Genomic DNA, 15,516 nt, shown 5'->3' on the forward strand with positions numbered 1-15,516 from the left:
GCCTCATGGCGTCGCTCGCGGTTCCGAAGCCGCCTGCGCGGACGCGGCGCAGCCTCGGTGGCGGGGTCGGCCCGATCGGGCTCGGCGTCGCCACGCTGTGGCTGAGCCTCATCGTCCTGCTGCCGCTCGCGGCCGTGCTGACGAAGTCGCTCGAGGGCGGGTTGGGTGGGTTCTGGGACGCGATCAGCGCCCCGTCCGCCCGCTACGCGCTGCTGCTCACGACGGCGATCTCGGCGCTCGTGGCGCTGATCAACGTCGTCACGGGCACGCTCATCGCGTGGGTGCTCGTCCGTGACGACTTCCGCGGCAAGTCGCTGGTCAACGCGATCATCGACCTGCCGTTCGCGCTGCCGACGATCGTCGCCTCGATCGTGCTGCTCTCGCTCTACGGCCCGCGCAGCCCGGTCGGCATCCACCTGTACGCGACCAAGCCGGCGGTGATCCTGGCGCTGGCGTTCGTGACGCTGCCGTTCGTCGTGCGCTCCGTGCAGCCCGTGCTGATGGAGGTCGACCGCGAGGCCGAGCAGGCCGCGGCCTCGCTCGGCGCGAGCGGCTGGACGACGTTCCGGCGGATCATCCTGCCCGCGCTGTACCCGGCGCTGCTCGGCGGCGCCGGGCTGGCGTTCGCGCGGGCGATCGGCGAGTTCGGCTCTGTCGTGCTGATCGGCGGTGGCATCCCGCGCGACACCGAGGTGGCTTCCCAGTACATCGCCAAGCAGATCGAGACGGACCGCCCGGCGAGCGCCGCGGCCGTGTCCGTGGCGCTGCTGCTGATCTCGTTCGCGGTGCTGTTCGCGATCCGCTGGTTCACCAAGCGCAAGGACGTGGGATGAGCACCCGGATCGCGCTGCGCTCCGTCGCGCTCACCTACCTCGGCGTGCTCGTCGTCGTGCCGCTGGCGATGATCTTCTACCGCACGTTCGAGGACGGCTTCGTCGCCTTCTTCGAGTCGGTGACGACGCCCGCCGCGATCTCCGCGATCTCGCTGTCGCTGACGATCGTCGCGATCGTCGTGCCGCTGAACGTGGTCTTCGGGCTGGTGACGGCGCTCGCGCTGGCCCGCGGCAACTTCCCCGGCAAGGGCCTGCTGCAGGCCGTCGTGGACCTCCCGTTCGCGGTCTCGCCGGTGATCGTCGGCGTCGCCCTGATCCTGTTCTGGGGCAACGACGGCTGGCTCGGCGGCGCGTTCCCGGTCATCTTCTCGCTGCCCGGGATGGTGCTCGCGACCGTGTTCGTCACGCTGCCGTTCGTCGTGCGCGAGGTCGAGCCGGTGCTGCGCGAGATCGGCACCGAGCAGGAGGAGGCCGCGTCCACGCTCGGCGCCTCGCGCTGGCAGACGTTCTGGCGCATCACGCTCCCGGCGATCCGGGTCGGCGTGGGCTACGGCGTCGTCCTCACCGTCGCCCGTTCCCTGGGCGAGTTCGGCGCGCTGACCGTCGTCGCGGGCGGCGTCGCCGGCGAGTCGCAGACGCTGACCCTGCTCGTCCACGCCCGCTACATCGACGACCACAACACCTTCGGCGCGTACTCGGCGGCCACGGTGCTGATGGGCCTCGCGCTCGTGACCCTCGTCCTCATGACCCTGCTCGAAAGGAGGCGGGAGGCATGATCACCGTCACCAACGTGTCCAAGCGCTTCGGCGACTTCACCGCCCTCGACGACGTGTCGCTGGAGGTCCCGGACGGGTCGCTCACCGCGCTCCTGGGGCCGTCGGGCTCGGGCAAGTCGACGCTGCTGCGGATCATCGGCGGGCTCGAGTTCGCGGACTCCGGCTCGGTGGTCATCCACGGCGAGGACGTCACGGGCGTGGTGCCGCAGAAGCGCGGCATCGGCTTCGTCTTCCAGCACTACGCCGCGTTCAAGCACATGACCGTGCACGACAACGTCGGCTTCGGCCTGAAGATCCGCAAGACGCCGAAGGAGCGGATCGACGAGCGCGTGAACGAGCTGCTGAAGATCGTCGGCCTCGGCGGGTTCGCGAAGCGCTACCCGTCGCAGCTGTCCGGTGGCCAGCGCCAGCGGATGGCGCTCGCGCGGGCGCTGGCCGTGGAGCCGCGCGTGCTGCTCCTCGACGAGCCGTTCGGCGCCCTGGACGCGAAGGTCCGCGCCGAGCTGCGCGAGTGGCTGCGCCGCCTGCACGAGGAGGTCCACGTGACGACGCTCCTGGTCACCCACGACCAGGAGGAGGCGCTGTCGATCGCGGACAACATCGCGGTCATGGACAACGCGCACATCGAGCAGGTCGGCGGGCCGCGCGAGCTCTACGACCGGCCCGCGAACTCGTTCGTGATGGGCTTCCTCGGCCCGGTCGCGCAGGTCGACGACACGCTCGTGCGCCCGCACGACATCTCGCTCCTCAGCCGGCCCGAGGGCGACGCGCGCGAGGCGCAGGTCACGCGCGTGAGCCACCTCGGCTTCGAGGTCCGCGTCGAGCTGCAGCTGGGCGACGGCCAGCCCGTCTTCGCGCAGCTCACGCGTACCGAGGCAGCTCAGCTGGAGCTCAGCGCGGGCGACATCGTGTGGCTAGCCCTTACCGGGGACCGCGATGCCCGACTCGTAAGCGAGGACGACCGCCTGGACGCGGTCGCGTAGACCGAGCTTCATCAGCAGCCGGGCCACGTGCGTCTTGACCGTGGTCTCGGAGACGACGAGCTCGGCGGCGATCTCGGCGTTGGACAGGCCGCGCGCGACGCAGCGGAAGACCTCCAGCTCGCGCGCGGTCAGCTCGTCCAGGCCGGGCGGCGGGGTGTGCCGCGTCGGTGTGGCGGCCGCGAACTCCTCGATCAGGCGGCGGGTGATGGACGGCGCGAGCAGCGCCTCGCCCTGGGCGACGACGCGGATGCCGGCCGCGAGCTGCTCGGGCGGGACGTCCTTGAGCAGGAAGCCGGACGCGCCCGCGCGCAGGGCTTCGTAGACGTACTCGTTGAGGTCGAACGTGGTGAGCATGAGCACGCGGGTCGGGTGCTCGCCGGCCTGGGAGAGCAGGCGGCGCGTGGCCTCGATGCCGTCCAGCTCGGGCATGCGGATGTCCATCAGGACGACGTCGGGCTTCAGGCGCTTGGCCTGCTCGACGGCGTCCAGGCCGTCGGTGGCCTCGCCGATCACGTCGAGGTCGTCCTCGGCGTCGAGGATCATCCGGAAGCCGGCGCGCACGAGCGCCTGGTCGTCGGCGATGAGGAGGCGGATCATGCGACGCGCGCCGTGTCGAGGGGAAGGTGCGCGCTGACGCGCCAGCCGCCGTCGTCGCCCGGGCCGGCCTGCAGCTCACCGCCGTAGATGCGCACGCGCTCGGCCATGCCGAGGAGGCCGTGCCCGCCGGTCGGGCCCGGGTCCTGGGCCGCGGCGTTGCGGATCTCCAGCGCGAGGTCGTGCGGCGCCCACGAGACCGTGACGGTCGTGGCGGCACCGGGTGCGTGCTTCATGGCGTTGGTGAGTCCTTCCTGGACGATGCGGTAGGCGGCGAGGTCCAACCCCGCCGGGAGCGCGCGGCGTTCGCCGCGGACGTCGAGCACGGCCGGGAGGCCGGAGGCGCGGGCGCGGGCGACGAGCTCGCCGATCTCCGCGAGGGTCGGTTGGGGCGCGAGCGCGCCGCGCTCGCCGGCGTCGGAGAGCATGCCGAGCAGGTGGCGCATCTCGCCGAGCGCGTCCCGGCCGGTGCGCTCGATCCGGGTCGCGGCCTCGACGGCCCGGCCGGCGTCGCGCGCGAGGATGCGACGCGCGCCGCCGGCCTGGACGACCATGACGCTGATCGAGTGCGCGACCACGTCGTGCATCTCGCGCGCGATCCGCCGGCGCTCGTCGACCGCGGCCTGCTGGCGCGCGTCCTCACCGGCTTCGGCGAGGCGCGCGGTGGCCTCGTGCAGCTCGGCGGTGAGCCGGGTGCGCGAGCGGACGATCCGCCCGGCGCCCCACGCGACCGCGCCGATCAGCCCGGCGAAGAAGTAGTCGGCGCCGACGCGCGGGCCCATCGCGGCCTGCACGGCCAGCAGCCCGGTCACCGCGAGCACGAGCCCGGTGTAGGTCTGCCACCCGTCGCGGTGCGCGCCGGTCGCGTACACGCACATCAGCACGATCGCGAACGGCACGAACAGGTTGAGGATCGGCGTCAGCGTGAAGTCCATCAGCAGCGCGGCGCTCAGCGCCCCGGTCAGCGCGGCCACCGGCGCGCGCCGCCGCCAGACGAGCATCGACGCGTACAGCAGCGCGACGGCGAGGTTGGCGACGAGCGGCCCTTCCCGGTCGGGCGAGACGAGCACCTCGACGACCGCCGCGACGGCGACGATCCCGGCCACGAGCGCGTCGAGATTGCGCGGCCGGCGCAGCCACGCGGGCCGGCGCCGAGCATTAAGGCAAGCTAAAGGCCCTGGGGCTTTATGTTCGGTCTCGTCGCGGGTGGTGACCGTGCGGCCGTCGTAGGCGAGGGTCGCACGGACCGTGTGGCCGCCGGAGCGGCGGGGGGAAGCGGTGAAGCGGCCACCGTGGAGGAGGACGCGCTCGCGGACGCCGACGAGCGGGCGGGCGTCGATCGAAGCGCCGTCGTCCCGGATCTCGAGGTCCAGCGTCTCGGCCCGGTAGGTGACGCGGACGTCGGCGCGGCCGGCGCCGCCGAGCTCGCGGGCGGCCGTGAGGGCTTCCTGGATGACCCGGTACGCGGTGACGTCCAGGCCCGCGGGAAGCTCGGCCGCGTCGCCGTCCACGCGCAGCACCACCGGCAACCCCGCGGCGGTCGTGCGGCGGGTGAGCGAGCGCAGGTGGCGCAGGGACGGCTGCGGTGCGAGGCTCACGCCCGCGTCCTCGCTGCGCAGGACGCCGAGCAGCCGGCGCAGCTCGTCCAGCGCCTCGCGGCCGGTGGTCTCGATCGCGGCGAACGCGTCGCGCGCGAGCTCCGGGCGGCTCAGCGTGAGCCGGCGCGCGCCCGTCGCCTGCACGGTCATCGCGCTCAGGGCGTGGGCGACGACGTCGTGCAGCTCGCCCGCGATCCGCGCGCGCTCGTCGACGACGGCACGGCCGGCGGCGTCCTCGCGGTGGCGCTCGAGCTGCGAGGCCTTCTCGCGCAGCGCGCGGTTGAGCGCCCCGCGGCCGCGCAGCAGCCGGCCCACGAGCACGGGCGCGCCGACCGAGATCACGGCCGTGAACAGCCCGCTCGACCAGGCCGCGTCCTCGTCGTACGGCGTCGTCGCGACCAGCGACAGCACCGTCGCGAGCGGGATGCCGGCCGCCAGCTCCCAGCGGGTCGCGCGCAGCCCGAGCCAGAACGAGACCACGAACGGCGACGCGAACGCCAGGAACATCTCGTCGTAGTAGTGGCGCGAGAGCATCGGCAGCAGCGCGACCCCGCCGAACACCGTCAGCAGCGCGGTGAGCGGGAACCAGCGCCCGGCCACGACCGCGATCGACATCGCCAGCAGGAGCACGGCGGCGAGCGCGTGATGCGGTGTGCCGTCGGACACGAGGAGCGCGAGCTCGAGCTGGAAGTCGACGGCGACGGCGAGCCCGATCAGCACTGGGAGACGGAAACGAGCGGGCACGGTCGGCCGGATTATTCCGTGCGGGCAGGAGCCTGTCCTCGTAACCAGGGACGATGTGGGCGTCCTCCTTAGGGATGACATCGAATCATCCCGACGCACTGTCCCAATCCTCACGGGGACCGACGACGGGAGCTCCGCGGCCCGAGAGAGTTCCGGTCAATCCACGGAAGGCCTCCCCATGACCGCTCTCGCCTACGCCCCGTTCGACCTCCCCGACACCGACCACGTCGCCGTCTCCGCCACGGCCCTCACCCGCACCTACGGCGACGGGGGGTCGGCCGTCCACGCGCTGCGCGGTGTCTCGATCGAGGTCCCCAAGGGCCAGTTCACGGCCGTGATGGGTCCGTCGGGCTCCGGCAAGTCCACGCTCATGCACCTGCTCGCCGGCCTCGACACGCCCGACGCAGGCGCCGTCCACATCGCGGGCGAGGACATCACGCGCATGTCCGACCGCGACCTCACCCGCCTGCGCCGCAAGCACATCGGCTTCGTCTTCCAGTCCTTCAACCTGCTGCCGACGCTCTCCGCGGAGGAGAACATCACGCTGCCCCTCGCGATCGCGGGCCGCAAGCCCGAGCAGGACGCCGTCGACCGCCTGCTGGACCGCATGGGGCTGGCCGAGCGCCGCGACCACAAGCCGGCGCAGCTCTCCGGCGGCCAGCAGCAGCGCGTCGCCGTCGCCCGCGCGCTGATCTGCTCGCCGACCGTGCTGTTCGCCGACGAGCCGACCGGCAACCTGGACTCCGCCGCGGGCGCCGACGTGCTCGACCTGCTGCGCACCGCCGTGGACGAGGACGGCCAGACGACGGTGATGGTCACGCACGACGCCCGCGCGGCGGCGAGCGCCGACCGCGTGCTGTTCCTCGCCGACGGCCGCGTCGTCGCCGACCTCCAGGGCCCGACCGAGGACGCGATCCTCGACGCGATGCGCGAAGCGGCAAGGGCATGATCCGCGTCACTTGGAAGGGCCTGGTGGCGCGGCCGATCCGCACCGCCCTGACCACGCTCGCCATCGTGGTCGGCGTCGCCTTCGTGTGCGCGGCCTACACCCTCACGGACACGATGTCCGGCGCGGCGGACACGCTCACGCACGCCGCGTACGACGGCACGGATGCCGTCGTGGTCACGAAGACCACGTTCAAGGGCTCGCAGACGTCGGACATCCGGGCGCAGGCGCCGACCATCCCGGCGAGCACGCTCGAGCGCGTGCGCGGCGCGCGCGGCGTGACCACCGCGGTCGGCGACATCACCGACACCGCGCAGGTCATCGGCGCCGAGGGCAAGCCGGTCGGCACGGGCCCGTACTTCGGCGTCGGGTTCGACGCGAGGACGCCGGGCGCCGAGCGGCTCACGCCGTTCCGCCTCGACACCGGCCGCTGGGCCACCGGCCCGGGTGAGGTCGTGATCGACCGCGCCACGGCCGAGGACCAGGACTACGCGGTCGGTGATCGGATCAAGGTCGCCGCGCGCGGCGAGGCGCAGACGTTCACGCTCACCGGCATCGCGAACTTCGCCGGCGTGAAGTCGCTGGGCAAGGCGAGCGCGGCCGTCTTCGACCTGGAAGCAGCACGGACGCTGTTCGCCAAGGACGGCTACGACCGCATCCTCGTGGCGGGCCGCCGCGCCGACATCGCCGGTGCGGCCGGTGCGGGCACGGAGGTCCGCACCGCCGCCGAGGATGACCGCTTCTCCTTCGACTCGCTCGAGACGCTGGTGAACATCCTGCGGACGATCCTGCTCGCGTTCGCGGCGGTCGCGGTGCTCGTCGGCTCGTTCACGATCTTCAACTCGCTGAGCATCACCGTCGCCCAGCGCACGAAGGAGTTCGGGCTGCTGCGGATGGTCGGCGCCACGCGCCGCCAGGTCCGCGCCGCGGTGCTGCTCGAGGCGCTGACGGTCGGCCTGCTCGCGTCGGTCCTCGGGATCGGTGTGGGGCTCGGCCTCGCCGAAGGGCTCAATGCGCTGTTCACGGCCGTCGGCGCGGAGCTCCCCACGGACTCGATGACGCTCGCCACGCGCACGATCGTCATCTCGCTCGCGGTTGGCACGCTCGCCACGGTGCTCGCCGCGATGATCCCCGCCCGGCGCGCGACCAGGATCGCGCCCGTCGCGGCGCTGAGAGCTGCGACCCACGCGGCCACGCCGGGGTTGTTCGCCCGCGGCGTCCGCGCCCTGGCGAGCCTCGTCGGCCGGCCGTCGGCGGCGGTCGGTGGGGCCGCCGGCGCGCTCGCCCGCCGCAACGCGATGCGCAACCCGGGCCGCACCGCGGTCACCGCGCTCGCGCTGACGATCGGCGTGGCGCTCGTCACGGCGGTCACGGTCGTCGCCACCGGTCTTGAAAACGAGAGCCGCGGCGCGCTCGACCGTCGCGTGCAGGCCACCAACGTCGTCACCGCCGCCGACGGCTGGTCGCCGATCGACCCCAAGGTGGCGACCGCGATCGGCGGCACGAGCAGCAGCATCCGCCAGGACGGCGCGCTGGTGTTCGGCTCCCAAGAAGGCGTCAACGGCGTCGACCCCGCGACGATCGGGCGCTTCTACCGCTACGACTTCACGGCCGGCGGGATCGCCGCCGACGGGGCGATCGTCGACGAGGGCTTCGCGAAGGAGCACCAGCTGCGTGTCGGCAGCCTGCTCAGCCTCACCGCGATGAGCGGCAACACGCTCGAGCTGACCGTCTCCGGGATCGAGCGGTCACCCGTGCTCGACGTGCTCGGCCTCGGCCCGATCACGATCTCCCACCAGGCGTTCGACGCGACGTTCGAGCAGGTCCGCAACCGGCTCACGTTCACCGACCACGACGCCACGGACGCGCTCGCCGCCTTCCCGAACGTGCAGTCGCAGACCAAGGCCGAGTTCATCGACGGCCAGACCGCCTGGATCGGGATGATCCTCGCGATCCTGTGGGTGCTGCTCGCGCTCGCGGTGATCGTCAGCCTGTTCGGCATCGTCAACACGCTCGTGCTCTCGACCTTCGAGCGGATGCGCGAGCTCGGCACGCTGCGGGCACTCGGCTTCAGCCGCCGTCAGGTGCGGCGGATGGTCCGGCACGAGAGCGTGATCACGGCGCTGATCGGCGCGACGCTCGGGATCGCCGTCGGGCTCGTGCTGGCGCTGGTCGTCGTGCAGCTGCTGGGCGAGTACGGGCTCGCGTTCACGTTCCCGGCCGGCAGCCTGATCGCCGTCGCGGTGATCGCCGCGCTGGCGGGCATGATCGCCGCGACGCTCCCCGCGCGGCGCGCCTCGAAGATCGACGTGCTGAAGGCCCTCGCCTATGAGTGACGCGCTTTTTTGGCGGCGTCGAGCGTGCTGCGGACCTCGCGCAGCAGGTCGTCGCCGTCAAAGGGCTTGGCCAGGAAGGCCGTCGCCGGGTCCTCGTTTGCGGCGACCGTGGTGTCCCCGGTGTAGCCGCTGACGAACACCACGGGCAGGCCGGGGCGCAGCTCGCGCGCCTTGACCGCCAGCTCGACGCCGGACATGCCCGGCATCACCACGTCGGTGACGAGCACGTCGGCGGCCTCGAGGCGCTCGAGCGCGACGACGCCGCTCTCGACCGAGACCACCTGGTAGCCCGCGGCGTACAGGAGGCGACCCGTCAAGGCCCGCACCGCGTCGGCGTCCTCGACGACGAGGACCGTCTCGCCGCGCCCGCGCGGGGCGCTCGGCGTCGGGTCGTCGTCGGACGCGCGGCGCACCGCCGGGAGCGTCACGGTCACGGTCGTGCCCTCGCCGGGCGTCGAGTCCAGCTCGATCCGCCCGCGCGCCTTGGTCACGATCCCGTACACGGTCGCCAGCCCGAGGCCGACGCCGTGGCCGGACACGGCCTTGGTGGTGAAGAACGGCTCGAAGGCGTGCGCGGCGACCTCCTTCGGCATCCCGCGGCCCGTGTCGGTCACGGTCACGCGGACGGCCCGGGGCGACGGCCCGTCGAGGTCGCGCATGACGGTGTTGACCGCGTCGATCCGCAGCGACCCGCCGTCCGGCATCGCCTCGCGCGAGTTCATCGCCAGGCTCATCAGCATCTGCTCGAGCTGGCTGCGGTCGGCCTCGACGTCCCACAGCCGCTCGTCGACGTCGACCACCAGGTCGATGTCCTCGCCGAGCGTGCGCCGCAGGAGCAGCTCCAGCGACTCGATCACCCGCCGCACCGACAGCACCTCCGGCGTGCCCGACTGGCGGCGCGAGAACAGCAGCAACCGGCGGGTGAGCTCGGAGGCGCGCCGCGAGGCGGCGATGATCTGGTCGACGTCGCCCGCGGTCCGCGAGTCGTCCGGCAGCTCCTTGCGCACGAACGCCGCGTAGTTGGCGACGATCGCCAGCAGGTTGTTGAAGTCGTGCGCGACGCCGCCCGCGAGCTGGCCGACGGCCTCCAGGCGCTGCGCCTCGCGCAGGCGCGCCTCCAGCCGCACGTGGTGCGTGATGTCCGTGGCCACGCCGCCGACGCCGTACAGGTCGCCCGAGATGTCGTCGATCAGCGGGAACTTGACCGACAGGAACGTGCGCGTCGTCTCCCCGTGCGTGACCTCTTCCTGCAGCTCGATCGGGTCACGCGAGGACATCACGCGCAGGTCGTCGACGCGCATGCGGTCGGCGACCTCGCCGGGCAGCACGTCGCGGTCGTACTTGCCGATCAGCTGCGCGGCGGGCTTGCCGTGCAGCCGCTCGAAGGCGCGGTTGACCAGCAGGTAGCGGCCCTCCGTGTCCTTGAGGAAGATCGCGGCGGTGGTGTTGTCGAGCACCGCGCGCAGCGCTCGCGGGTCCGCGCCGCGGATGACCACCAGCTCGTACTCGCCCATCGGCGTGCGCGCCACGTCGAGCCCGGGCGGCAGCTCGCCGAGCGGCGAGCCGACCGGATCACGGCCGAGGACGTCCTTCGCTCGGCCGTTCGCGAACGCGACGACGCCGGCCGCATCCGTCCCTACCAAGGCATCGGGTGCGGCCTCGAGCAACTCCTCGAACTTCGGGGGGCCGGTAGGCATGTGTGCCGCGCGAGTGTAGGCCGAAGATCAGCTCTTGAGGCGCCGCGCGGCCCGAACTCGGTCCACTTGTCCCAGCGCGACCTTGCGCAACCGGACCGAGTGCGGCGTCACTTCGACGCATTCGTCCTCGCGCACCCACTCCAGCGCCTGGTCGAGCGAGAGCTGGCGCGCGGGCACCAGCCGCACCAGCACGTCGCTCGTCGAGGAGCGCATGTTCGTGAGGTGCTTCTCCTTGACGGCGTTGACGTCGAGGTCCTCCTGGCGCGCGTTCTCGCCGACGATCATGCCCTCGTAGACCTCTTCGCCCGGCTCGACGAACATCGTCCCGCGCTCCTGCAGGTTGAACAGCGCGAACGACGCCGTCTTGCCCTTGCGGTCGGCGACGAGCGAGCCCTGCTGGCGCAGGCGCATGTCGCCCGCCCACGGCTCCCAGCGGTCGAACACGTGGTGCATGAGGCCGGTACCGCGCGTCTCGGTGAGGGACTCGGTGCGGAATCCGATCAGCCCGCGGGCGGGGACCAGGTAGTCCATGCGGACCCAGCCCGTGCCGTGGTTGATCATCTGCTCCATGCGGCCCTTGCGCAGCGCGAGCATCTGCGTGATCACGCCGACGTAGTCCTCGGGGACGTCGATCGTCAGGCGCTCGACCGGCTCGTGGCGCGTGCCGTCGATCTCGCGGATGAGGACCTGCGGCTTGCCGACCGTGAGCTCGTAGCCCTCGCGGCGCATGATCTCGACGAGGATCGCGAGCTGCAGCTCGCCGCGGCCCTGGACCTCCCAGGTGTCCGGCCGCTCGGTGTCCAGCACGCGGATCGACACGTTGCCGATCAGCTCCTGGTCGAGCCGGTCCTTGATCTGGCGGGCGGTGAGCTTGTCGCCGTCCTGGCCGGCCAGCGGCGAGTGGTTGATGCCGATCGTGACGGAGATCGACGGCTCGTCGACGGTGATCACGGGCAGCGGCAGCGGGTTCTCGGGGTCGCCGAGCGTCTCGCCGATCGTCACCTCGGGCAGGCCCGCGACGGCGATGATCTCGCCCGGGCCGGCCTCGTCGGCGGACACGCGGTCCAGGTTCTCGGTGATGTAGAGCTCGGTGACGCGCGCGTTGGTGATCGTGCCGTCGGCCTTGCACCACGCGATCGTCTTGCCCTTCTTGATCGTGCCGTTGTGCACCCGGCAGATCGCGAGCCGGCCGACGAACAGCGACGCGTCGAGGTTCGTGACGTGCGCCTGCAGCGGCATGTCCGGGTCGTACGACGGCGCTGGGATCGTCGCCTCGAGCAGGTTCAGCAGCGGCTGGAGGTCCTCGCCGGGCTGCGCGAGGTCCAGCGTGGCCGTGCCGACCCTGGCGTTCGTGTAGACGACCGGGAAGTCGATCTGCTCCTCGGTCGCGCCGAGGTCGATGAACAGCTCGTAGACCTCGTCGACGACCTCGGCGGTGCGCGCGTCTGGCCGGTCGATCTTGTTGATCACGAGGATCACCGGGAGCTGGCTCTCGAGTGCCTTGCGCAGCACGAACCGCGTCTGCGGCAGCGGACCCTCCGAGGCGTCCACGAGCAGGAGCACGCCGTCCACCATCGTCAAGCCACGTTCCACTTCGCCGCCGAAGTCCGCGTGGCCTGGGGTGTCGATGATGTTCAGCTTCACGCCGTTGTGGCGGACGGCCGTGTTCTTCGCGAGGATGGTGATGCCCTTCTCGCGCTCGAGGTCCATCGAGTCCATGACGCGGTCGTTGACGTCCTGGTTCTCACGGAACGCGCCGGACTGCCAGAGCATCGCGTCGACGAGCGTCGTCTTCCCGTGGTCGACGTGCGCGATGATCGCGACGTTCCTGAGGTCTTCGCGACGCTGCATGAGCGCGGCGGAGGATAGAGTCCGGCCGTCGGGCGTCAGGAGGAGACCCCATGCGTGGACGTGCTGTGGCCGTGCTGTCTTCGGCGTTGGTGCTGGGGGTGACGGCGCCCGCGTGGGCGCAGGCGGCGCCGGGGGCGCCGGGAGCCACCGCGCACTGGACGACGGGCGCCAAACAGGGCGTCGGCACGGCGACCACGACCGGCTCGAAGGTGTGGTTCTCGCTGGCGGACGGCGTGCTGAGCGAGGTCTACTACCCGCGCGTGGACGTCGCGGACTCGCGGGCGCTGGAGCTCGTGGTGTCGGACGGGAAGACGTTCACCGATCGCGAGTCGACCGACACCACGCACGCCGTGGAGCTCGTGACCGACACGGCGCTCGTCTACAAGCAGGTCAACACGGACAAGCAGCGGCGGTACCGGATCACCAAGACCTACGTGACCGATCCGCTGCGGGCGACGGTGCTCGTGGACATCGACTTCGAGGCGCTCGACCGCGGCAAGTACGCGGTCTACGCCGTCTACGACCCGTCGATCGACAACTCCGGGCGCCACGACGCGGGCTCCGTGTCGCGCGGCGCGCTGGTGGCGAGCGAGGGGGAGATCGCGAGCGCGCTGGTCGCCGACGAGCCGTTCAGCGCGGTCTCCAACGGCTATCTGGGGACGAGCGACGGCTACAGCGACCTCGCGGACCACGTCATGGACTGGCGCTATCCGAGCGCCCCCGACGGCAACGTCGTGCAGACCGCGCGGCTGGCGCTCGACGGCCAGCGGGCGCAGCGGCTCACGCTGGCCCTCGGGTTCGGGAGCACGGGCGACGCCGCCGTCAGGACCGCGAAGCGCAGCCTCGTGCTGCCGTTCTTCCTGACCAAGCTGGGCTACGCGCTCGGCTGGCACCTGTACCTGGAGTCGTTGCGCAAGCCGCCGAAGAGCGTCGGCCGCGGTGACCTGCTCCAGCAATACCGCGTGGCCGCGATGCAGCTCAAGGCCCACGAGGACAAGACGTACCGGGGCGCGAACATCGCGTCGCTGACCGTGCCGTGGGGTGAGGCGATCAACGCCGACGAGGCGGGCGTGGGCGGCTACCACCTCGTCTGGGCGCGCGACCTCTACCAGGTGTCGACGGCGCAGATCGCGCTCGGCGACACCGCCGCCGCGGGCCGCTCGCTCGACTACCTGTTCGACGTCCAGCAGAAGCCCGACGGCTCGTTCCCGCAGAACTCGCTGCTCGACGGCACGCCCTACTGGGGTTCGCTCCAGCTGGACGAGGTCGCGTTCCCGATCGTGCTCGCGTGGCAGCTGGGACGGAAGGACGCGGCGACCTACCGCGACCACGTCAAGCCCGCCGCGGACTTCATCGTCGCGCGCGGGCCCGCGACGCCGCAGGAGCGCTGGGAGGAGGAGAGCGGGTACTCGCCGTCCACGATCGCGGCGGAGATCGCCGGGCTCACGGCGGCGGCCTCGCTCGCGAAGAGCGCGGGTGACGCGAACGGCGCGGCGCTCTACCAGGGCGTGGCCGACGAATGGCAGCGGCGCGTGGAGGCGTGGACGTTCACCACGACCGGTCCGCACGGCGACGGCCGGTACTTCGAGCGCATCGACGACAACGGCAACCCGAACGACGGCCACATCCTCGACATCAACAACGGCGGGGGCGCTTGGGACGAGCGGCTGATCGTCGACGCCGGGTTCCTCGACCTGGTGCGGCTTGGTGCTAAGCGCTTCAGCGACCCGTTCGTCGTCGGCTCGCTGCCCGAGGTCGACTCCGTGATCCGCGTCGGCGATCTCTTCTACCGCTACAACCACGACGGCTACGGCGAGAAGGCCGACGGCGCGCCGTACGACGGCACGGGCATCGGGCGACTGTGGCCGCTGCTGAGCGGCGAGCGCGGCGAGTACGAGCTGCTGGCCGGGCGCTCGGCGACGAAGTACCTGCGCGCGCTGGCCGAGAGCGCCAACGACGGCTGGATGATCCCCGAGCAGGTCTGGGACCAGCCCGCCGTGCCCGCCTACAACCTGACGTTCGGCGAGGGCACGGGCAGCGCGACGCCACTCGCGTGGGCGATGGCGGCGTACGTGCGGCTCGCGCACTCGATCGACGCGGGCAAGCCGGTCTCGACGCCGTCCGTGGTCGCCGACCGCTACACGAAGGGGACGCTGCCGGCCGCGCCGACGCTCAGCGTCACCTCGCCGGCCGACGGCTCCACCACCGGCGCGGCGACCGCGACGGTGAGCGGCACGACCAACGCCCCGTTCGTCTACGTGAACGCGGGCGGGACGACCACCCGGATCGCCGGCGGCGCGTTCTCCACGACCGTGCCGCTCGGGCTCGGCGTGAACCAGATCACGGTCGTCGCGGTGGCGTCCAGCGGCGGTACGGCGACCGTCCAGAGGACCGTCACGTCGACCAACTTCGGCACGGCGGTCGGCACCGCCACCGACCCGACGGGCGACGACAACGGCCCGGGCGACTACGTGTATCCGGGGGACGCCGCGTTCAACCCGGGCGCGTACGACATCACCGGTTTCGGCGTCTACGACGACGGCCGCTCGTACAACTTCGTCACGACGATCGCGGGCGAGCTGCGCAACCCGTGGGGCGGCAACCAGATCGCCATCCAGCGGATCAACATCTACGGCAAGACGGGGGTGACGACCGGTGTCACGCCTGCGCTGCCCGGCACGAACGCCAACCTCGAGGCGCCCTACGACTGGGTGCTGACCGCGGACGGCTTCAACGACCTCGGCGTCCGGGACCCGGCCGGCAACACGATCGCGAGCGCGACGCTGCTGGCGCTGCCATCCACGCGGCAGATCGTGGCGAGCGTCCCGAAGAGCGACCTGCCGGCGACCGCTCGCTACGCGGTGGTGATGGCCAGCCACGGCGGTGACGGCGAGGGCACCGGCCACATCCGCCCGGTCTACTCCCGCGCGTACTGGGACTCGACGGTCGGGACCGGCATGAGCTGGATCCACGACTTCCGGCTCGGCGGCGGCGCGGGTGAGTACACGGACGCCAACGACGCGCGGGACACGGACACGCGTGACCCGAACGTGGTCGACATCCTCGTGCCGGCCGGGAGTTCCCAGGCGGACATCCTCGACTGGCGGGCGGCCGCGCCGGTCACGCTCCGCTATGTGAGCCTCCCGTAACGGGTATAA

10 protein-coding genes are annotated in these 15,516 nt (G+C 72.0%); 6 read left to right on the forward strand and 4 right to left on the reverse strand.

Annotated elements, in window-relative coordinates:
- The first annotated feature begins 5 nt into the window (after window positions 1-5).
- Genes cysT through OJ997_RS09550 form a run of 3 tightly spaced genes read left to right on the forward strand, consistent with a single transcriptional unit; the run spans window position 6 to window position 2,592 of the window.
- Entirely contained in the window at window positions 6-833 is an 828-nt protein-coding gene (cysT, locus tag OJ997_RS09540) for a sulfate ABC transporter permease subunit CysT (protein ID WP_270024852.1), read from the forward strand.
- Entirely contained in the window at window positions 830-1,609 is a 780-nt protein-coding gene (locus OJ997_RS09545) for a sulfate ABC transporter permease (protein WP_270024853.1), read from the forward strand. Before cysT ends, OJ997_RS09545 begins: the two co-directional genes overlap by 4 nt.
- Entirely contained in the window at window positions 1,606-2,592 is a 987-nt protein-coding gene (locus OJ997_RS09550) for a sulfate/molybdate ABC transporter ATP-binding protein (protein WP_270024854.1), read from the forward strand. Before OJ997_RS09545 ends, OJ997_RS09550 begins: the two co-directional genes overlap by 4 nt.
- On the opposite strand, the gene OJ997_RS09555 is transcribed toward OJ997_RS09550, so the two are convergent.
- Both OJ997_RS09555 and OJ997_RS09560 read right to left on the reverse strand, forming a co-directional pair.
- Window positions 2,524-3,189, reverse strand: a complete 666-nt coding sequence (locus OJ997_RS09555) for a response regulator (RefSeq protein WP_270024856.1) — start codon at window positions 3,187-3,189, stop codon at window positions 2,524-2,526. The two genes, OJ997_RS09550 and OJ997_RS09555, sit on opposite strands and share 69 nt — an antisense overlap.
- Window positions 3,186-5,504, reverse strand: coding sequence for a sensor histidine kinase (locus OJ997_RS09560; RefSeq protein WP_270024857.1), 2,319 nt, complete (start codon window positions 5,502-5,504; stop codon window positions 3,186-3,188). The genes OJ997_RS09555 and OJ997_RS09560 overlap by 4 nt, the downstream gene beginning before the upstream one ends.
- A gap of 202 nt (window positions 5,505-5,706) precedes the next feature.
- Between OJ997_RS09560 and OJ997_RS09565 the strand changes: the two genes are divergently transcribed.
- Complete coding sequence (locus OJ997_RS09565; RefSeq protein ID WP_270024858.1) at window positions 5,707-6,477, forward strand: ABC transporter ATP-binding protein; 771 nt, start codon at window positions 5,707-5,709, stop codon at window positions 6,475-6,477.
- Window positions 6,474-8,810, forward strand: a complete 2,337-nt coding sequence (locus OJ997_RS09570) for an FtsX-like permease family protein (RefSeq protein WP_270024859.1) — start codon at window positions 6,474-6,476, stop codon at window positions 8,808-8,810. The genes OJ997_RS09565 and OJ997_RS09570 overlap by 4 nt, the downstream gene beginning before the upstream one ends.
- On the opposite strand, the gene OJ997_RS09575 is transcribed toward OJ997_RS09570, so the two are convergent.
- Window positions 8,801-10,507: a PAS domain-containing protein gene (locus OJ997_RS09575; protein ID WP_270024860.1), complete on the reverse strand. Its 1,707-nt coding sequence runs from the start codon at window positions 10,505-10,507 to the stop codon at window positions 8,801-8,803. The genes OJ997_RS09570 and OJ997_RS09575 overlap by 10 nt on opposite strands.
- Window positions 10,508-10,534: 27 nt before the next feature.
- Entirely contained in the window at window positions 10,535-12,358 is a 1,824-nt protein-coding gene (gene typA, locus OJ997_RS09580) for a translational GTPase TypA (RefSeq protein WP_270024861.1), read from the reverse strand.
- 50 nt (window positions 12,359-12,408) lie between these two features.
- Here typA and OJ997_RS09585 point away from each other — a divergent pair, with 50 nt between their 5' ends.
- Window positions 12,409-15,507 carry a glucan 1,4-alpha-glucosidase gene (locus OJ997_RS09585; protein ID WP_270024862.1) on the forward strand — a complete coding sequence of 1,033 codons (3,099 nt, stop codon included), beginning with the start codon at window positions 12,409-12,411 and terminating at the stop codon, window positions 15,505-15,507.
- Window positions 15,508-15,516: the final 9 nt, after the last annotated feature.

Origin of the sequence: Solirubrobacter phytolaccae (genome assembly GCF_027587195.1) — a bacterium.
Classification (GTDB): Bacteria; Actinomycetota; Thermoleophilia; order Solirubrobacterales; family Solirubrobacteraceae; genus Solirubrobacter; species Solirubrobacter phytolaccae.